Here is a 19,278-nt window from a genome sequence, read left to right on the forward strand (position 1 = left end):
GTGTATGGAGGCCATGCGAAACAACGACCATCATGAATTCAGAGACTCGGAAAACCCTGCTCGTCGTATGGCATTCGCGCACCGGCGCCGCAAAACAGATGGCGGATGCCGCAATTGCGGGCGCCCGCGCCGCCGCCGACGAGTTGCAGGCACGGCACAGGCTGGACATCGTGATCCGGCACGCTGACGAGGCCCAGGCGGAAGACTTGCTGGGCGCGGACGCCATGCTGTTCTGCTGTCCGGAGAATCTTGCCGGCCTGAGCGGAGCAATGAAGGAATTCTTCGACCGCAATTACTATGCCGTGCTGGACCGCCTGAACGGGCGCCACTACGGGTTGCTGGTCAGCGCGGGCAGCGACGGCGGCAATGCCGTGCGCCAGGCCGAAAGAATCTGCACCGGGTGGCGCCTGAAGCCGGCGGCCCCTGCCTATATCGCCAACACGGCGGCGCAAACCGCCGAGGCCATCCTGGCACCGAAGACCATCCGCCCTCAAGACCGGCAGGCCAGCGAAAACATGGGCGGCCTGCTGGCGGCCCTGCTGCTGTGAAAGCCGCCCTGCCGGCTTAACGCAGGGCGGCGGTGACGACGATTTCGACTTTGTAGTCGGGATTGGCCAGGCGCGCCTCGACGGTTGCCCGGGGCGGAGCGTTGCCCGGCGCGACCCAGGCGTCCCAAGCCTTGTTCATGCCGTCGAATTCCTTCATGTTGGCAACGAAGATCTGGGCCATTAGAATGCGGGACTTGTCGGTGCCGGCCGTGGCGAGCAGCCGGTCGATCGTGGCCAGGACTTGCGCTGTCTGGCCCTGGATATCCAGTGATGCGTCATCGGGAACCTGGCCCGCCAGGTAGGCGACGCCATTGTAGATGGCCATGTCCGACAGACGTTTTTCAACATTGACGCGTTCCACTTCGCTCATAAGAAGCCTCCAAAACTGGCAAATATAGCAGACCTCAGGCCGGCGGCAGCTCGAAGACCTGGCGCAGGTAGGCCAAGTAGGCTGGGTCGTCGCACATGGTCTTTTCTGGCGCATCCGACACTTTCGCCACGGGTTGGCCGTTGCAGCGGACCATCTTCATCACGATTTGCAAGGGCTCGTGGCCCAGGTCGTTGGTAAGATTGGTGCCGATTCCGAAAGAAATCTTGCAACGGCCGGCGAAATGCTTGGCGAGCTCGATGGCGCGCGGGATGGTCAAGGCGTCGGAGAACACCAGGATTTTAGTACGGGGATCGGTGCGGTTGCGAGCGTAATGCTCGAGCAGGCGCTCGCCCCATACGAAAGGGTCGCCCGAATCATGGCGCGCCCCGTCGAACAGCTTGCAGAAATACATGTCGAAGTCACGCAGGAAGGCATCCATGCCGTAGACGTCGGACAGCGCGATCCCGAGGTCGCCGCGGTATTCCTTGGCCCAGACTTCCAGCGCATAGACTTGCGAGTCGCGCAGGCGCGGCCCGAGGGCCTGGCAGGCCTGCAGGTATTCGTGAGCCATGGTACCCAGCGGGGTGACCTGGTGCTTCATGGCCAGTTCCACGTTGCTGGTGCCGGCAAAGTGGACGCCCATCTGGCTTTTCATGGTGGTCACGACTTCGTCGTGCCAGAGCTTCGAGAACCGCCTGCGTGTGCCGTATTCCGCGACACGGAAGTCGGCCAGAGCGGGATCATCGACGACCAGACGCATTTTTTCCTGCAGCCGCTTGCGCCCTTCTTCCCAGCCCGGTTCACGGCAGACGTTGCGGAAGTACACTTCGTTGACGATCGCCAGCACGGGGATTTCGAATAATATGGTGTGCAGCCACGGCCCCTTCACGCTGATTTCGATTTCACCCGGCACCTTGCTTTCGGTGATGCTGATGCATTTTTCGGGAAGGTGGAACAGCCCCAGAAAATCAACGAAATCGCTTTTGATGAATCGGAGCGAACGCAGATACTGAAGTTCCGCCTCGGTGAAGCGCAGCTGGCACAGCTGGTGCACTTCCTCGCGGATTTCGTCCAGATAGGCCGCCAGGTTGATATTGGGATTGCGGCACTTGTAACGATATTCGACCTGCGCGGCGGGGAACTGATGCAGGACCACCTGCATCATGGTGAACTTGTACAGATCGGTGTCGAGTAACGAAGTAATTATCATGGGGTCCGGCGAAAGTTTTGCTTACCATATCACAGGGCGGCCGCCCTGCCTCCGATGCAAACGACATCATAGAGGCAAAGACCAGCTTTGCCGACAGGTCAATCCGGGCTTACCTTCAGTTAATTGGGTAAAATCAAGCTCATCTGATGTTGGAGCTTTGAAATGACACACGTTGTCACCGAAAACTGTATCAAATGCAAGTTCACCGATTGTGTCGACGTCTGTCCGGTGGACTGTTTCCGCGAAGGGCCCAATTTCCTGGTGATCGATCCGGACGAATGCATCGACTGCGCAGTCTGCGTGCCGGAATGCCCTGCCAACGCTATCTTTGCCGAAGAGGACGTCCCCCAGGACCAGGTCCAGTACATCGAGCTCAACGCGGAACTGACCCCCGAGTTCGGCCCCATCAACCGGTCGAAGTCGCCTCTGCCCGACGCCGATGACTGGAATGGCGTGCCCGACAAACTGAAGTATCTTGAAAAGTAACGTTAAAACAACAGATGATCCGTGGTGCCGCCCAGGGAAGATGCAAACTTCTGGTAACTTCTTATTGGTAATCTAGCGTGATTGTGATTAGCTTATAACCATGCTCACAAGAAGAATATTTTTATAAGGCCGCACCCTCTCATGCTGTACGATCTGCACGAACTCCAACGGGCCTTCCTGACCCCTTTGGCCGCCTTTACCAATTCAGGCAGCCAGCTTTTTTCCCACCCCTACAGCCCCTTCAGCTATACGCCGGTGTCCCGGCAGGTTGCGGCCGCCTACGAGCTGGTCCACCGCCTGGGCAAGGATTATGAAAAGCCCGCATGGGGGCTGGACAGCACCGAGCGCGACGGCCATCCCGTGGTGGTCCGCAAAGAGATCGCGCTCAGCAAGCCTTTTTGCAACCTGATCCATTTTCAGCGCGACAGCCAGGCGAAGCTGGACGACGATCCGCGCATCCTCCTGGTGGCGCCGCTTTCAGGCCACCATGCCACGCTGTTGCGCGACACCGTCCGCACCCTGCTGCCCCACCACGACGTCTATGTCACCGATTGGCTCGACGCCCGCATGGTGCCCGCCGATGCCGGCCCGTTCCACCTGAACGACTACGTACGATACATACAGGGCTTTCTGCGCCATCTGGGCCCGCAGACGCACGTCATTGCGGTCTGCCAGCCCACCGTGCCGGTTCTGGCGGCGGTATCGCTCATGGCCGCCAACGATGATCCCTGTCAGCCCTGCAGCATGGTCATGATGGGCGGCCCCATCGATACCCGACAATCGCCGACCCAGGTCAACCGCCTCGCCACCACCAAATCGTACAGCTGGTTCGAGAACAATGTCATACACCGCGTACCGGCGCGCTATCCCGGCGCGGGCCGGCATGTCTATCCCGGCTTCCTGCAGCATGCGGGATTCATGGCGATGAACCCCGACCGGCATCTGCGCTCGCACTACGATTTCTACATGGACCTGCTCAAGGGCGACGACGATGACGCCGAGGCGCACCGCCGGTTCTACGATGAATACAACGCCGTGCTGGACATGCCGGCCGAATTCTATCTGGACACCATCAAGATCGTCTTCCAAGAGCATCGGCTTCCCCTCGGAACCTGGATCATCGATGGCCAGAAGGTCGACCCGTCCGTCATCCGGCATACCGCACTGATGACGATCGAGGGCGAACTCGACGACATCTCCGGCCAAGGCCAGACTCAGGCCGCGCAAACGCTTTGCGCCGGCATACCGGCCGAACGCAAGCAGCACTACACCGCCATGGGCTGCGGACACTATGGCATTTTTTCCGGTCGGCGCTGGCGCAACATCATCTATCCTAAAATAGTGCAATTCATACGCGACATGGCGTAGGGCCTGGCAAGCGCACGCCTTGGGGCCCTGCGCGGGCCCTTTTTACTTATGCAAGCCTCTTCACTCATCGAACGCATCGATGCCGCACTCCCGCAGACCCAATGCACGAAGTGCGGATACGATGGCTGCCTGCCCTATGCGCGCGCCCTGGCGACAGAAGGCGAAGCCATCAATCGCTGCCCGCCCGGCGGCCCGGAGGGCATACGCCTGCTCGCGGAAATCCTGGACACGCCCGAGCTTCCCCTTGACCCCGAATGCGGAGAGCATGTGCCGCTGCGCATCGCGGTCATAGACGAAGCCCACTGTATAGGTTGCACACTTTGCATACAGGCTTGCCCGGTGGATGCCATCGTCGGCGCGAACAAGCTCATGCACACGGTGCTGGCGGACCGCTGCACCGGCTGCGATCTGTGCGTGGCGCCCTGTCCGGTCGATTGCATCGACATGATTCCCGCCACTCACGAGTGGACGCCTGACCACGCAGCGCGGGCGCGCGAACGCCACCAGCGGCGTCAACAGCGGCTTAGCGGCCAGCACCATGAATCATCCGCGCTTGCCGCCCGGACCTTGGCTAACAAGGCGCCCATCGCCACGGGCATGGGCGGCGATTCCGCGCTCAAACAAAGAATCATTGCCGATGCGCTGGCCAAGGCCCGCGCGCGGCGTCGAAAAAATGAATCAGGCCAAGCGAACTGAAATCTTCGAGCGGCTGCGAGCCGCCAATCCCAGCCCTACGACCGAACTGGAATATGCAAGCACCTTCCAGTTGCTGATCGCCGTTCTCCTTTCGGCGCAGGCCACCGACCGGTCCGTGAACCTGGCCACGCGAAAATTCTTTCCCGAGCATGGCACGCCGCAAGGGTTGCTGGCGCTCGGCGAGGAAAGACTCAGCGACTACATCAAGACCATCGGCCTTTATAAGACCAAGGCAAAGAATGTGATCAAGACATGTCATATTCTGCTGGAACAGCACGGCGGCCGGGTTCCCGAAGACAGGGAAGCGCTTGAGGCCCTGCCCGGCGTAGGACGGAAAACGGCGAACGTGGTGCTCAACACGGCATTCGGGCATCCCACGATCGCGGTTGATACGCATATCTTTCGCGTTGCCAACCGCACCCGGATCGCCCCCGGTAAAAACGTAGTCGAAGTCGAACGCAAGCTTGAAAAAGTCATTCCGAAACCTTTCCTGCTCGACGCCCATCACTGGCTGATCCTGCATGGGCGCTACGTCTGCGTGGCTCGCACGCCCAAGTGCCCGCAATGCGGCATCGAGGACCTTTGTGAATACAAGGAGAAAACACGTTAAGGGTTTTCCAGATCCTATGTAAAACCCGCATGGCGTTTTACCGAGCCAACTCGCATACTTTTCGCAGCCTGAACAGTATAAAGAGCCAAGCGGGTTGGTATGAGCGATCACATTCTAGAAACAAAAGATCTCGTCAAGGAATTCCGCGGCTTCGTCGCCGTGAACGACGTCAGCCTGCAGGTAGAACGCGGCAGCATCCATGCTCTCATCGGACCGAACGGTGCGGGGAAAACCACCTGCTTCAATCTGCTGACCAAGTTCCTAGTGCCCACTTCAGGCAAGATCTTCTTCGCGGGCAAAGAAATCACCCACGAGAAGCCCGCGCAAATCGCGCGTCGCGGCATCATCCGCTCATTTCAGATCTCCGCCGTATTTCCCCAGTTGACCGTTCTCGAGAACGTACGCATCGGCCTGCAGCGCGGCACCGGCATGTCCTATCAGTTCTGGCGCAGCCATAGAACGCTCGACCGCCTCAATGATGCCGCTCGCGCCCTGCTCGAACAGGTCGATCTGGCCGACTTCGCAGACGAGCGCACGGTCAATCTTCCCTATGGCCGCAAGCGCGCCCTGGAAATCGCCACCACCCTGGCCATGGACCCCGAACTGATGCTGCTCGACGAACCCACGCAAGGCATGGGTCACGAAGACGTCAGCCGGGTCACTCAACTGATCAAGAAAGTCAGCGCAGGCCGCACGATACTCATGGTCGAACACAATATGAACGTCGTTTCCCAGATCGCCGACAAGATCACGGTGCTGGCCCGCGGATCGGTGCTGGCCGAAGGCAACTACCAAGAAGTCTCACGCAACGCCGCGGTCATGGAAGCCTACATGGGAACGACCAGCGGCGAACTCGAAGGGGCCCACTGATGAACGAGCCAGCACTCGAAATCTCCAATCTGCATGCCTGGTACGGCGAGTCCCATGTGCTGCACGGCGTGGACATGAAAGTCGAAAAAGGCCAGGTCGTCACCCTGCTCGGGCGCAACGGATCCGGCCGCAGCACCACATTGCGCGCCATTCTCGGCCTCACAGGATCACGCAAGGGATCCATCCGCATACAGGGAACCGAATCCATCAACCTGCCCACCTACCGCATCGCACACCTGGGCATCGGCTATTGCCCCGAAGAGCGCGGCATATTCGCCGGCCTGTCCTGCGAAGAGAACCTGCTGCTGCCGCCGGTCGTCGGCGATACGCTGGGCGGCGGCATGTCGCTGGCCGAAATCTATGAAATGTTTCCCAATCTCGAAGAACGCAAGCACTCTCCGGGCACGCGTCTTTCGGGCGGCGAACAGCAAATGCTGGCGGTGGCCCGCATCCTGCGCACCGGCGCCAATCTGCTCTTGCTGGACGAGATCTCCGAAGGTCTCGCTCCCGTCATCGTGCAAGCCCTCGCCCGCATGATCACCACTCTCAAGAGCAAGGGCTACACCATCGTGATGGTAGAACAGAACTTCCGCTTCGCCGCGCCCCTGGCTGACCACTTCTACGTGATGGAACATGGCCAGATCGTCGAACAATTCAATGCCAACGAGCTTCAATCCAAACAGGATGCGCTCAATATCCTGCTGGGCGTCTAGGGCCGATCGATGCCTTCCGGCCCAAAGCATCCCCACCCACTCATGCAGACCAGGCAGAACGATTTCCCGGCACATCCCGCCGGTCACGACAAGGAGACTCACCCTATGAAACTGCGCACCCTTACTGCAGCACTGTCCCTTGCGGGCGTAGGCTTTGCCACGCCCGGCCTGGCGGCGGGCATTTCCGACGACGTCATCCGCATCGGCTTCATCACCGACATGTCCAGTGTTTATTCCGATCTCGATGGCAAGGCGGGCGCAGACGCCATCCGCATGGCCATTGCCGATGCGGGCGGTGAAATCAATGGCAAGAAGATCGAGCTCCTCGTTGCCGACCACCAGAACAAGCCTGACGTCGCCTCGACCCGCGCGCGCGAATGGTTCGACGAGCAAAAACTCGATATGCTCGTCGGCGGCACGAACTCCTCCACGGCGCTTGCCATGGCCGCCGTCGCGGCCGAGAAAAAGAAACCCTACATCGCCATTGGCGCCGGGTCTTCCAACCTTACCAATTCGCAGTGCACCCCCTACACCATCCACTATGCCTACGACACCATCGCGCTGGCGCGCGGCACCGGGTCCGCGGTGGTCAAGAACGGCGGCGACTCCTGGTTCTTCCTGACCGCCGACTATGCCTTCGGCCACTCGCTCGAGCGCGATACATCCGAAGTCGTGAAAAAGGCGGGGGGCAAAGTGCTGGGCAGTGTCCGCGCGCCGCTGGCCGTTTCCGACTTCTCGTCCTTCCTGCTCCAGGCGCAATCGTCGGGCGCCAAGATCCTGGGCCTGGCCAACGCCGGCGGCGACTTCATCGCGTCCGTCAAGGCAGCCAGCGAATTCGGGGTCACGCAAACAATGAAGCTTGCCGGCCTGCTGGTGTTCATCAACGACATCCATGCGCTCGGCCTGGAAGCCACTCAAGGACTATATCTCACCTCCGGCTGGTACTGGGATCAATCCGACGAATCCCGCAAATGGGCCGAGCGTTTCTACAAGGACCACAACCGCATGCCCTCCTTCGTCCAGGCTGCGGACTACTCCAGCGCCGCCTTCTACCTGAAAGGCGTCAAGGAAACCGGCACCGACGACGCCGACACCCTCATGAAGTGGATGAAGTCCAACAAGATCAACGACATGTTCGCGACCAACGGCGTCGTGCGTGAAGACGGCCGCATGGTCTATGACATGTACTTGATGCAGGTGAAGGCGCCAAGCGAATCCAAGCGGCCCTGGGATTACTACAAGAAGGTGGCCACGCTACCCGGCAACGAGGTCTACGCCTCGCTGGAAGAATCCACTTGCCCGTTAATCAAAAAGTAAATCTAAGTGTCATAGGTCCCCGGCGCCTCCGGCCCGGGGGCCTGCGTGTCACCCCGGGCCCGCTGCGCGCCCTGCCACGGATTCAATATCAACATGACTGATTTATTCGGCATTCCTATCCAGGCCTTGTTGGGACAGTTGCTGCTGGGCCTGGTCAATGGTTCGTTCTATGCCGTGCTGTCGCTCGGCCTGGCCGTCATCTTCGGCCTGCTTAACATCATCAATTTCGCGCACGGCGCCCTCTACATGCTGGGCGCATTCGTGGCCTGGATGGGCTTGCAGTACCTGGGCCTGAACTACTGGATCATGCTCATCCTGGCGCCTCTCGTCGTCGGTCTCTTCGGCATCATCCTCGAGCGCCTGCTGATCCGCCATCTGTACAAGCTGGACCATCTCTATGGCCTGCTGCTCACTTTTGGCCTGACCCTGCTCATCGAAGGCGTTTTCCGCAGCCTCTACGGCGTATCGGGCCAGCCCTACCCCACGCCCGAATTGCTGCGCGGGGGCGTCAATCTCGGCTTCATGTACATGCCTGTTTACCGCGGCTGGGTGGTCATTGCTTCCGTCCTGGTTTGCCTGGCCACGTGGTTCATGATCGAAAAGACGCGGCTTGGCGCGCTCCTGCGGGCAAGCACGGAAAACTCCAAGCTGGTGGAGGCCTTCGGCGTCAACGTGCCGCTGGTCGTCACGCTCACCTATGGCTTCGGCGTCGCGCTGGCCGGCTTTGCCGGCGTGCTCGCGGCCCCCATCATGCAGGTATCGCCGCTCATGGGCTCCAACCTCATCATCGTGGTCTTCGCCGTCGTCGTGATCGGCGGCATGGGCTCGATCATGGGGTCCATCCTCACGGGCCTGGGGCTGGGCGTCATCGAGGGCCTGACCAAGGTGTTCTGGCCGGAAGCATCGAATACCGTCGTATTCATCATCATGGTCATCGTCCTGCTGCTGCGTCCCGCCGGGCTATTTGGGAAAGAAAAATGAATCGTCAACTGATCGGCTACCTGCTCGCCGCGATCGTCATCGCCCTGCTGCCGGCCCTCGGAGCCTATCCCATCTTCGTCATGAAGGTCATGTGCTATGCGCTGTTCGCCTGCGCCTTCAACCTGCTGCTGGGCTTCACCGGCCTGCTCTCCTTCGGGCATGCCGCCTTCCTGGGCGGTGCCGCGTATGCCACCGGCCACGCGCTCACGGTCTGGGGAATGCCCACGACCGCGGGGCTGCTGTTCGGCACGGCCGTCGCCGCGCTCATGGGCCTGGTCATGGGCGCCATTGCCATCCGGCGCAGCGGCATCTATTTCGCCATGATCACGCTCGCGATGGCGCAAATGCTGTTCTTCTTCTTTTTGCAGGCGCCGTTTACGCACGGCGAAGACGGCCTGCAACGCATACCGCGCGGCAGCGTGCTCGGCATCGACCTGTCCAACGACTTCAATCTGTACTATTTCATCATGGCCATTTTCATTCTTGGCTATGCCGTAATCTGGCGCGCAATCAACTCTCCTTTCGGACAGGTGCTCAAAGCCATACGCGAGAACGAAGCCAGGGCGATTTCCCTGGGCTACGACGTCGACAACTTCAAGCTCCTGGCCTTCGTGCTGTCGGCCACGCTCGCCGGCCTGGCCGGCGCCAGCAAGTCCCTGGTCTTCGTTTCGGCAACGCTGTCGGATGCCACCTGGCAAATGTCCGGCCTGGTCATCCTCATGACCCTGATCGGCGGCCTCGGCACGTTCACGGGTCCGGTGCTCGGCGCCTTCATCGTCGTCATGCTCGAAAACAAGGTCGGGGAATTCGGCCGTCTGCTCAGCCAGGAAACCGGCATCAAATGGTTCCAGGTGCTGGGCGAGTCCGTCACCATCGTGATCGGACTGATCTTCATCCTGTGCGTCATGGCCTTCCGGCGCGGCATCGTCGGCGAAATCAGCCATCGCCTCAAGAAAGAGTAAGCTCGGGGTCAGACCCGAAGTAGGCGTGGGGTCAGGCCCGAAGTAGGCATGGAGTCAGACCCGGAGTAGGCATGGGGTCAGACCCCGTACGGGGTCTGACCCCTTATTGCACCACCGGCAATAATCCGTTACCCTTTTCCTGACATCCTAATACGAAGAACATAGGCCTAGGTTAAAAGACGTAGCGTCATATTCAGCGTCCAGCGCCTGGGGCGGGCACGAGCCCTCAGGAGACTGCTGTGAAAAAGACGCTTCCAACGATGGCACTCGCCGCGGTCGCCGCGTTAGGCTTGACTTCCTGCGGCAGCGACAGCAACGTCGCATCCAGCGATCCCGCGCCGTCCAACATCCTGTTTGTCATCATGGACGACGTCGGTATCGATCAGATGAGGTCCTTCGGCTACGGTGGCGCCACGCCGCCAAGCATGCCGAACATGGATGCGATCGCGCGGGTAGGCGTCCGATTCCGCAATACCTGGTCGATGCCCGAATGCTCGCCCGGCCGCGCCGCCTTCTTTGCGGGCAGGTATCCATTCCGCACGAATGTGAACCAGGCACTCGGGCCCAGCGATCTGGCCAATTCCCAGCTCTCGCCCTACGACATGACGACGCCCAAGCTGCTGAAGGAGGCAGGCTATGAAAGCGGGCTGTTCGGCAAATTCCACCTAGCGGGTCCCGAAAACAATCAAGCCGGCGCCGCCACTCCCAGCGTGGCGGGCTGGGACTACTTCTATGGCTGGGTGGGCGGGCTGCCCGGTTCCGTCGACACCACCGCGGGCGGCGTAGGTGCCGAAAAAACCTATTCCTGCGGTTTCGTACCCGGCACGCAGGCCGGCGGCGCGGATACAGGCGCCTGCTATCAAGCCGACAACACTTGCTCGGTTGTCACGCGCAGCGCGCTTGTGCAAGACGCGGCCGGCCTGCAATGCCTGGCTTCCGGCGGCATCTTCGTTCCGAACGAGCTCTGCGGAAAGCCACCGTCCACGCTGAACTTTTCGCGCGTCAACGGGTACTACGTCTCGCCGCTGGTTATCATCAACGGAGACAGTGTCGAAGAGGTGCCCCTCGCCGATCCGCGCGCCCGAAAATACCGTACCCAATTGGAAGCCGATGCGGCGATCAACTGGATCAAGTCGCGTCCCGCGAATAAGCCCTGGATGGCCACGGTCAGCTTCACCGCGGCGCATACGCCCTGGCAGCAGCCGCCCGGCGAACTGCTTTCCATGCGCAACGATCCCGTATCAGACAACTGGAATTGCAACGGACCGGAAGCAGGCAGGCTGATTCAAGACAAAATGACGGAAGCCATGGATACCGAATTCGGGCGGCTGCTGGTCGAAACAGGCCTGGCCAGCCGAGCCGATGACGGCAGCCTGGTCTACGATCCCAAGACCTCGGGCACGACCATCGTGATCATCGGCGACAACGGCACACTCGGCACGGCAGTCAAACAGCCATTCATCCCGTCCCAGGCGAAAGGAACCTCTTACCAGACAGGCGTCTGGGACCCTCTGATCATCGCGGGGCCGCAAGTCGTCCAGCCCGACCGCAATGTCGAGCACATGGTCAACGCCGTGGATTTATTCCAGTTTTTCGCCGAGATCGCCGGCCTGGACGCCCACAAAACCGTGCCGCGCACCATCGATTCAGTGGGCCTGCTGCCCTATCTCGCCAATCCAGAGCAAGCCAGCCTGCGCACCATCAACTTCACGATGGGCGGCGGCAATCTGCAAGCCCATGGCGCCAGAAACGGCCCATGCGTGATCAGCGGCAGCTGCACCCAAAGCGCTCCGTCCAAAGAGGTATGCCAGGACAACCAAGGCAACTGGTGGGGTGCGGATTACACCCACGACAGCGTGATTCCCAACAATGGCGTGGGGTACGAGACATGCGCGGATGTAAACCATGCGCTATACAACGAAGGCCGGGAAATGTTCAACGTACTTCCGGACGTCACGATGGCCGTGCGCAACGACCGCTACAAGCTGGTGCGCAACATCGTCCTCGACTTCAATCCCGCTGTCAACGAAATCCAGACCAACACCATCGATGAACTATACGAGGTCGACCAGGCGACACCCAAGCCACTGCTCGATACGCCCGATCGCAACCTTCTGGCCAGCCCCACAACCGAAACGCAGGCCATCTATGACAATCTGCACGCGACGCTGGACCGCATCCTGGCCTCAGAACCCGATTGTCCGGGCGACGGCAACAAAGACGGGGTGGTCGACGCAAAAGACCTGGAGAACTGGCGCCAGATCGCCTTCCAATGGGGACTCTCCAGCGTCTACGACTTTGTCGTCGGCGGCGTTTACGATGGGCTGACCAACCACCTGGACGAAGCGGTCATCCAGAGCAACCTGAACAAGACCTGCAAGCGGTCTTACGGCGTGTATTAGAGGGGTCAGACCCCGTACGGGGTCTGACCCCATCACTCAAACGCCCAGGGTCAGACTCGTGCGGGGTCAGACCTCATTATTCAGACGCCCAGGGTCAGACCCCGCATGGGGTCTGACCCTACATGGGTTACCCCTGCCATCCTCAGTCTTTCTCCTTGTTCCCCGTACCCAATCCCAGGTAGCTTTCGATGACGCGCGGATTGCCGGCCAGCTCTTTGGCCTTGCCTTCCAGCACCACCTCGCCGGTCTCCAGCACGTATCCGTAGTCTGCCACTTGCAGGGCCGCGCGCGCATTCTGTTCGACCAGCAGTATGGCGACGCCCGTGCTGCGCAGGCGCGAGATGATCTGGAAAATTTCCCGGACAATGCGTGGCGCCAGGCCGAGGCTGGGTTCATCGAGCATCAGGAGCTGAGGCTGGGCCATCAGCGCCCGCCCGACGGCCAGCATCTGGCGTTCGCCGCCCGACAGCGTCCCCGCTTGCTGCGACTTGCGCTCGCGCAGGCGCGGAAACAGGTCGTAGACCTCGTTGATGGTTTCCCGCCAACCGTGCTTGCCGGCTCGATACAGGCGAAAGCCGCCCAACAGTAGATTGTCTTCCACCGACATGCTGCCGAAAAGCTCCCGCCTTTCGGGCACCAGCGAAATACCGTCCGAGACGCGGCGCTCCACCTGCCAAGCGCCGATCTCCGAACCCAGGTACTGCACGGAGCCCGAGCAGCTTCCGGTGGACGGCAAAGACCCCATGATGGAGTTCAGCAAGGTCGACTTGCCCGCGCCGTTGCCGCCGATGACCGTCACGATGCTGCCGCGCGTTACCGCGATATTGGCGCCCACGACTGCGTTGACCTTGCCGTACCGGGTGGAAAGATCGGTGACCTGCAGGATGGGATGCTTGGGTTTATTGACGTTCATGACTATCCTCCCGTCGCTGCCGGCACTGCTCCGCCCTTGGGCGTATCGCCCGGGGGATCATCAAAATCCATTTCATCATCGATTCCGCCAAGATAGGCTTCCAGGACCTTGGGATTCTTCTGAATGTCGGCGGGCAAACCTTCGGCCAGCTTCGTACCGAAATCCATGACGACCAGATGGTCGGTAAGATTCATGACAAAGTCCATATCGTGCTCGACCAGCAGGATGCTCATGCCTTCCTGGCGAAGCTGGTCCAGCACCTTCGCGAGTTCCTGCTTCTCCTTGTAGCGCAAGCCGGCGGCAGGCTCATCGAGCAGCAACAGTATGGGGTCCGCCGCGAGGGCGCGCGCGATTTCAAGAATGCGCTGCTGCCCCAGCGCCAGGTTGCCGGCCTGCTCGTACAGGTAGTCGCCCAGGCCGACGCGCTGCAGCTGCTTGGCGGCTTCGTGCAGCAGCTCGGCCTCGTCCCGCCGTTCGATATGCAGGGCGGCTGCCAGCACGCCGACCTTGCTGCGCAGATGCGCACCCAGGGCGACGTTTTCGAGCACCGTCATGGTCGGCAGCAACTGCACATGCTGGAAGCTGCGGCCCACGCCGAGCTTGGCGATCTCGCGCGAGGGCAGGACATCCAGCCGCTCGCCCAAGAACCGCACCGTGCCGCGCGTGGCCTGCAGGACGCCCGTGATCAGATTGAAGGTCGTGCTCTTGCCGGCACCGTTAGGCCCGATCAGCCCCATGATTTCCCCGGCCTTCAACGAGAAGCTGATATCGTTCACCGCGACCAGCCCGCCGAATTCCTTGCGGATGGAATCGACCTCGAGCACCAGCGAGCCTTTTTGAGGCCTTGCGCGCTGCGGCAGTGCGGGCGCCTCCGGAGGCGGCGCCATGCGGCGGCGCTCGGTTGCGCCGGTCAGCATGGACCACCAATTGCTGAGTATCGGCCAGACACCGTCGCGTGCATACTGCAGCACGAGTATCATCAATACGCCGAAAACGATGAGTTCGAAGTTGGAGTCAGTATCGAGCAGCTTGGGCAGGACGTTCTGCAGCTGGTCTTTCAGGCTGAGTATCAGCCCTGAACCCAGGACTGCCCCCCACACGCTGCCCACGCCGCCCACCACGGCCATGAACAGGTATTCAATGCCGTAGTTCAGGCCGAAGGGGCTGGGGCTCACCGCCCGCTGCATATGCGCATACAGCCACCCGGATACGCAAGCCAGCAGGGCCGCATAAACGAAGATGATGACTTTGTACGTGGCCATGTTCACGCCGAAGGATTCGGCCATGCCGCCGCCGCTGCGCAGCGCGCGTATGGCTCGGCCGGGGCGCGAGTCCAGCAGATTGCGGGTGGCCCACATGGACAGCAGGACGAAGACCCAGATCAAATAGTAAATATGCCGCCCCTGGCCCAGCGACAGGCCGAAAATCTCGATGGGCTGTATGCCGGCGATGCCGTCGTACTGGCCCAGGAAATCCAGGTTGCCGAACAGATAATACAGGGACAGGCACCAGGCGATGGTGCCCAAAGGCAGGTAGTGCCCGGACAGGCGCAGCGTGATGGCCCCCAATATGTAGGCGACCAGGAAGGTGATCGCCAGGCCCACCAGCAAAGCGGCCCAGGGCGACCAGCCCATGGCGGTGGTCAGCCACGCAGTGGCATAGGCCCCGATCCCCACGAAGGCCGCCTGACCGAATGAGGTCAGGCCGCCTACGCCTGTAAGCAGGATCAGGCCGAGCACGACCAGGCTGGCCAGCCCGACATAATTCAGATGGGTGATCCAGAATTCGGGTGTGGCCGGGACCATGGGCAGGCCGGCAATGACCAGCACGACGACGGCAAGCAGTATCTTGTTCATGGCTTACTCCTCGTCCTCGATGTGGTGCGACCCGAACGAGCGCCACAGCAATACGGGAATAATCAGCGTAAACACGATGACCTCTTTATATGCGCTGGCCCAGAACGATGAAAATGCTTCGAGGATGCCGACGAAGATTGCGCCGCCGGCCGCGATCGGGTAGCTGACCAGGCCGCCGAAGATGGCGGCGACGAAGCCCTTCAGGCCGATCAGGAACCCCGTGTCGTAATAGATGGTGGTGACCGGCGCGATGAGCATGCCGGACAATGCGCCGATGGCGGCAGCCAGCGTGAATGTCAGGCTGCCCGACATATTGGTGCTGATGCCCACGAGCCGCGCGCCGCGCCGGTTGACCGCAGTGGCGCGCAGCGCGCGGCCATACAGGGTCTTGCCAAAGAAAATCCAGAGTGCAATGATCAGCGCCGCACAAGTGCCGAGCACGAAGAATGTCTGGGCAGACCAGCTCACCACGCCCATTTGCACATCCCCTTCGACGAAAGGCGGCGTGCGCCAGCCTTCCGCGCCGAAGAAGACCAGGGCAAGACCGGTGAGCGCGAAATGCACCGCCACCGAAATAATGAGCAGGACCAGCACACTGGCTTCCGCCACCGGCTGGTAGACGAGGCGATAGAGCATGGGTCCCAGAGGGACGACCAGCGCCATGGAAAACAGGACGTTGACCCAAAGCGACGTGTCGTTGCTGACGATATACGGCGCAAGCAGGTAAAGAATCACGGGCAGCAGCAGCGTCCAGGCGAAGGTCTTGCCTATGCCCGTCCAGTTGCGGCTGCGCAGCGCGGCGATGCATTCGACCAAAAAAACGAGGGTGCCGATGATAAGCAGCAGATTGACCGTTCCCGGCATGCGGCCGTTGACCATGAAGGCCAATGTCAGCGCGCCGAAGGCGACGAACTCGCCCTGCGGGATGAAGATGACGCGCGTCACCACGAACACCAGCACCAGGGCGAGGCCCAGCAGCGCATAGATGGCGCCGTTGAGGACGCCGTCCTGCAACAGTATGAGTACTATCGTTGAATCCATTTCGGATAAGCCATAACAATGGGGCCAGGCTCAAATGTCCTGCCGGGTTGGCATGCATGCTCAACCGGGCAGGACAGCAGCCTTTCCGCCCCCTAATTCAAAAGACGGCGTGCCACGGTTCAGCGCCCCCCGCGGCACACACGCCGGCCCCGTCCGTTGGACAAGGGCCGGAATACCCGATTGGAAATCAGAGATCAGGTTGGTAGGTCCATTTGCCATCGACCACTTTGACGATGACGCGGGCGCGGTTGTCGAAACCGGCGTGATCGGTCGAGCTCATGGTGAAAACGCCCTGCGAGGCGGGCAGGTCCTTGATTTGCTCGATGGCGTCGCGCAAGGCTTTGCGGAACTCGGCGGTGCCCGGCTTGGCGCCGGACTTCAGGGCGGCGGGAATGGCCGTGCTGATCAGCAGGCCGGCGTCCCACATATGGCCGCCAAACGTGTTGATGGTGCCTTCGCCGTACTTGGCCTCGTATTTGGTCTTGTATTCGAGCGCGCTTTTCTTGACCGGGTTGCTGTCGGGCAATTGATCGGCAACCAGAAGAGGACCGGCCGGAAGAATCATGTCGTTGCAGTCTTTGCCGCAAACGCGCAGAACGTCGTTGTTGGCCGCACCGTGCGTTTGATACATGATGCCCTTGTAGCCACGGCTTTTGAGCTCGCGCTGAGGCAGCGCCACGGGCGTACCCGAGCCGGCGACCAGAATGCCGTCCGGCTTCGCGGCGACCAGCTTGAGCGCCTGGCCAGTAACGCTGGTATCGGTACGCCCGTAGCGCTCGACCGCCACCATCTTGATGCCCTTGGCTTTGGCGGCCTCGGTCATGACATTCAGCCAGCCCTCGCCATAGGCGTCGCTGTAGCCGATGAAGCCCAAGGTTTTCACCCCTTGCTTCGCCATGGCGTCGGCCAGCGCACCGGCCATCAACTGATCGTTCTGCGGCGTCTTGAAGACCCATTCGCGGGCGCCTTCGACCGGATCGACGATTTTGGCGTTGGCCGCCACGCTGATCATCGGCGTCTTGGTTTCCCCGGCGACATCGACCATGGCGAGCGAGCCAGGTGTGACGGAGGTGCCCACCACCACGTCGACCTTGTCGTCGGTGATCAGTTTGCGCATGTTCTTGACGGCAACGGTGGTGTCGGTACCGTCGTCGAGAACGATGTATTCGATTTTCTGGCCCGCGATTTCGGTGGGCAGCAGGCTGACGGTATTGCGCTCGGGAATACCCAGCGAAGCGGCGGGGCCGGTGCTGGCCACCGTAATGCCGACTTTGATCTGCGCCGAAGCGAGCATGGGCAGAGCCATTGCCACGGCCCCTGCCAGGACAGAAAGTCGAACTGACTGATTGAAATTCATTGTTGTCTCCATGGGGATGCTCGATATCCGTTCGCAAAGAATGAGGGGCGATGGGATACAGACGTTATACAAAATCCAGCCCGTCACTAAAATTACAGTATCACTTTGAATCGGCAAAACACATTAGTGTTTTCCAGCGATATTTTAGGGTTCTAGCAATTTTGCGCAGGTCCGGGAATTATGGACAAAAAGAGATACAAAGTCTTTTAGGGGATTCCCTGCATAGACAGTAAAAAGAAAACTCCGGTTTCCTTGAAACTTCTGGCGCACGGGAAAGTCGATTAACATGTTGAATATCATCGAATAGCCCTTACAGGTACTCACGTGAACAAGATTCAAAAATCCGACGCGCAGTGGCGCGCGGAGCTGACCCCCGAGGAATACATCGTAGCGCGCCAGAAAGGCACCGAGCGCCCGTTCACCGGCCGCTACTGGGACACGACCGAAACCGGCATCTACCGCTGCGTGGGCTGCGGCACGCCGCTCTTTGCATCCGATACCAAGTTCGATGCGGGCTGCGGCTGGCCCAGCTATTTCGAGCCTCTTGATCCCGACAACGTCCGCGAGGAAACCGACACCAGCCACGGCATGGTGCGTACGGAAGTTCTCTGCAACGTATGCGACAGCCACCTGGGCCATGTTTTCCCCGACGGCCCGCCGCCTACCGGCCGGCGCTATTGCATCAACTCCCTTTCGCTCAAGTTCGAGCCCGCATAAATGAAGAAATTCCTGTTCGACCTGTTTCCGCTCATCCTGTTCTTTGTCGCGTTCAAGTTCTATGACATTTTCACCGCCACGGCGGTCGCCATCGCGGCGGCCGTCGGGCAGTTCATTTGGCTGAAGGCCACCGGCAAGGCCATCGAAGCCGCGCACTGGATCAACCTCACCGTCATCGTCGTGTTCGGGGGCGCCACCCTGCTGTTCAAGAACGATGCCTTCATCAAATGGAAGCCTACGGTACTGTACTGGCTCTTCGCACTCATACTGGTGGGCGGCAAGGTGTTCTTCAAGCGCAATCTCATGCAAAAGCTTATGGGCGAAAAGGTTTCCATGCCGACTGCCGTCTGGGACAAAATGAACTACAGCTGGTCGGCCTTTTTCGTCGTCTCCGGCGCACTCAATCTGTATGTCGCGTTTTCAGGACACTACACCGAATCGCAATGGGTAAACTTCAAAGTATTCGGTCTCATGGCGCTGCTGCTGGTGTTCGTGATCGGTCAGTCCATCTGGCTGGGCCGGCACATGAAAGAAGGCGGCGATGCCCCCGATACGCTGGCCGCTCCGCGGGAACCAAAAGAGGGCCACTGATGTCTATAGACCGTATGCAATTGCTGAAAGAGCGGCTCGCGCCGCTCGCCCCGACATTCCTGGACGTCATCGATGAATCGCACCTGCACGCCGGGCACGAGGGCAGCAAATCGGGCGCAAGCCACTTCCGGCTCATCATCTGGACTGAACAATTCAACGGGCTTTCCACCTTGGCCAGGCACCGACTTGTGTATGATCGCGTTCACGATTTAATGCCTTATCCCATTCATGCCTTGGCCATCGTCGCCAAAAACAACTCTTAAAGGAAAT

Annotated in this window: 20 protein-coding genes; 14 read left to right on the forward strand and 6 right to left on the reverse strand. The window is 60.5% G+C overall.

Going from position 1 to position 19,278, the window contains the following annotated elements:
* The first annotated feature begins 32 nt into the window (after positions 1-32).
* Positions 33-548, forward strand: coding sequence for an NAD(P)H-dependent oxidoreductase (locus ACSBPU_RS14645; protein WP_442592777.1), 516 nt, complete (start codon positions 33-35; stop codon positions 546-548).
* 16 nt (positions 549-564) lie between these two features.
* Here the strand turns inward: ACSBPU_RS14645 and ACSBPU_RS14650 are convergent, their stop codons facing one another.
* Both ACSBPU_RS14650 and pncB read right to left on the reverse strand, forming a co-directional pair.
* Positions 565-918 (reverse strand): RidA family protein, encoded by a 354-nt coding sequence (locus tag ACSBPU_RS14650; protein WP_442592778.1) that lies wholly within the window; start codon positions 916-918, stop codon positions 565-567.
* 34 nt (positions 919-952) lie between these two features.
* Positions 953-2,128 (reverse strand): nicotinate phosphoribosyltransferase, encoded by a 1,176-nt coding sequence (pncB, locus tag ACSBPU_RS14655; RefSeq protein WP_180068180.1) that lies wholly within the window; start codon positions 2,126-2,128, stop codon positions 953-955.
* A gap of 162 nt (positions 2,129-2,290) precedes the next feature.
* On the opposite strand from pncB, the gene fdxA reads away from it, so the two are divergent.
* The 10 genes from fdxA (at position 2,291) to ACSBPU_RS14705 (ending at position 12,533) form a co-directional block, all read left to right on the forward strand.
* Entirely contained in the window at positions 2,291-2,614 is a 324-nt protein-coding gene (gene fdxA, locus ACSBPU_RS14660; RefSeq protein ID WP_442592779.1) for a ferredoxin FdxA, read from the forward strand.
* A gap of 141 nt (positions 2,615-2,755) precedes the next feature.
* Positions 2,756-3,982 (forward strand): polyhydroxyalkanoate depolymerase, encoded by a 1,227-nt coding sequence (locus tag ACSBPU_RS14665; RefSeq protein WP_442592780.1) that lies wholly within the window; start codon positions 2,756-2,758, stop codon positions 3,980-3,982.
* A 48-nt stretch (positions 3,983-4,030) separates the two neighbouring features.
* A complete protein-coding gene (gene rsxB / locus ACSBPU_RS14670) occupies positions 4,031-4,678 on the forward strand; it encodes an electron transport complex subunit RsxB (RefSeq protein WP_442592781.1) in 648 nt (215 codons plus the stop codon).
* The gene (gene nth, locus ACSBPU_RS14675) at positions 4,656-5,288 is read left to right on the forward strand and encodes an endonuclease III (RefSeq protein WP_442592782.1); all 633 of its coding nucleotides are present in this window, start codon (positions 4,656-4,658) and stop codon (positions 5,286-5,288) included. The genes rsxB and nth overlap by 23 nt, the downstream gene beginning before the upstream one ends.
* Positions 5,289-5,387: 99 nt before the next feature.
* Complete coding sequence (locus ACSBPU_RS14680) at positions 5,388-6,158, forward strand: ABC transporter ATP-binding protein (RefSeq protein ID WP_442592783.1); 771 nt, start codon at positions 5,388-5,390, stop codon at positions 6,156-6,158.
* Positions 6,158-6,871 (forward strand): ABC transporter ATP-binding protein, encoded by a 714-nt coding sequence (locus tag ACSBPU_RS14685; RefSeq protein WP_442592784.1) that lies wholly within the window; start codon positions 6,158-6,160, stop codon positions 6,869-6,871. The genes ACSBPU_RS14680 and ACSBPU_RS14685 overlap by 1 nt, the downstream gene beginning before the upstream one ends.
* 105 nt (positions 6,872-6,976) lie before the next feature.
* Positions 6,977-8,188 (forward strand): ABC transporter substrate-binding protein, encoded by a 1,212-nt coding sequence (locus tag ACSBPU_RS14690; RefSeq protein ID WP_442592785.1) that lies wholly within the window; start codon positions 6,977-6,979, stop codon positions 8,186-8,188.
* 93 nt (positions 8,189-8,281) lie between these two features.
* Positions 8,282-9,169, forward strand: a complete 888-nt coding sequence (locus tag ACSBPU_RS14695) for a branched-chain amino acid ABC transporter permease (protein WP_180068172.1) — start codon at positions 8,282-8,284, stop codon at positions 9,167-9,169.
* Positions 9,166-10,131: a branched-chain amino acid ABC transporter permease gene (locus ACSBPU_RS14700; RefSeq protein ID WP_180068171.1), complete on the forward strand. Its 966-nt coding sequence runs from the start codon at positions 9,166-9,168 to the stop codon at positions 10,129-10,131. The genes ACSBPU_RS14695 and ACSBPU_RS14700 overlap by 4 nt, the downstream gene beginning before the upstream one ends.
* Positions 10,132-10,370: 239 nt before the next feature.
* Positions 10,371-12,533 carry a sulfatase-like hydrolase/transferase gene (locus tag ACSBPU_RS14705; RefSeq protein ID WP_442592786.1) on the forward strand — a complete coding sequence of 721 codons (2,163 nt, stop codon included), beginning with the start codon at positions 10,371-10,373 and terminating at the stop codon, positions 12,531-12,533.
* A 142-nt stretch (positions 12,534-12,675) separates the two neighbouring features.
* Here ACSBPU_RS14705 and ACSBPU_RS14710 read toward each other — a convergent pair whose 3' ends face one another.
* The 4 genes from ACSBPU_RS14710 to ACSBPU_RS14725 form a co-directional block, all read right to left on the reverse strand.
* Positions 12,676-13,446, reverse strand: a complete 771-nt coding sequence (locus ACSBPU_RS14710; RefSeq protein ID WP_442592787.1) for an ABC transporter ATP-binding protein — start codon at positions 13,444-13,446, stop codon at positions 12,676-12,678.
* 2 nt (positions 13,447-13,448) lie between these two features.
* Positions 13,449-15,302, reverse strand: a complete 1,854-nt coding sequence (locus tag ACSBPU_RS14715; protein WP_442592788.1) for a branched-chain amino acid ABC transporter ATP-binding protein/permease — start codon at positions 15,300-15,302, stop codon at positions 13,449-13,451.
* 3 nt (positions 15,303-15,305) lie between these two features.
* On the reverse strand, positions 15,306-16,343 hold the full coding sequence (locus ACSBPU_RS14720) for a branched-chain amino acid ABC transporter permease (RefSeq protein ID WP_442592789.1): 1,038 nt from the start codon (positions 16,341-16,343) through the stop codon (positions 15,306-15,308).
* A 187-nt stretch (positions 16,344-16,530) separates the two neighbouring features.
* Positions 16,531-17,700 carry an ABC transporter substrate-binding protein gene (locus ACSBPU_RS14725; RefSeq protein WP_442592790.1) on the reverse strand — a complete coding sequence of 390 codons (1,170 nt, stop codon included), beginning with the start codon at positions 17,698-17,700 and terminating at the stop codon, positions 16,531-16,533.
* A gap of 324 nt (positions 17,701-18,024) precedes the next feature.
* Between ACSBPU_RS14725 and msrB the strand changes: the two genes are divergently transcribed.
* The 3 genes from msrB to ACSBPU_RS14740 are packed head-to-tail and all read left to right on the forward strand — an operon-like array spanning position 18,025 to position 19,271.
* Positions 18,025-18,417 (forward strand): peptide-methionine (R)-S-oxide reductase MsrB, encoded by a 393-nt coding sequence (gene msrB, locus ACSBPU_RS14730; protein WP_180068166.1) that lies wholly within the window; start codon positions 18,025-18,027, stop codon positions 18,415-18,417.
* Positions 18,418-19,008 carry a septation protein A gene (locus tag ACSBPU_RS14735; protein ID WP_442592791.1) on the forward strand — a complete coding sequence of 197 codons (591 nt, stop codon included), beginning with the start codon at positions 18,418-18,420 and terminating at the stop codon, positions 19,006-19,008.
* A complete protein-coding gene (locus tag ACSBPU_RS14740) occupies positions 19,008-19,271 on the forward strand; it encodes a BolA family protein (RefSeq protein ID WP_442592792.1) in 264 nt (87 codons plus the stop codon). The genes ACSBPU_RS14735 and ACSBPU_RS14740 overlap by 1 nt, the downstream gene beginning before the upstream one ends.
* Positions 19,272-19,278: the final 7 nt, after the last annotated feature.

Source organism: Parapusillimonas sp. JC17 (assembly GCF_052180245.1).
Classification (GTDB): domain Bacteria; phylum Pseudomonadota; class Gammaproteobacteria; order Burkholderiales; family Burkholderiaceae_B; genus Parapusillimonas.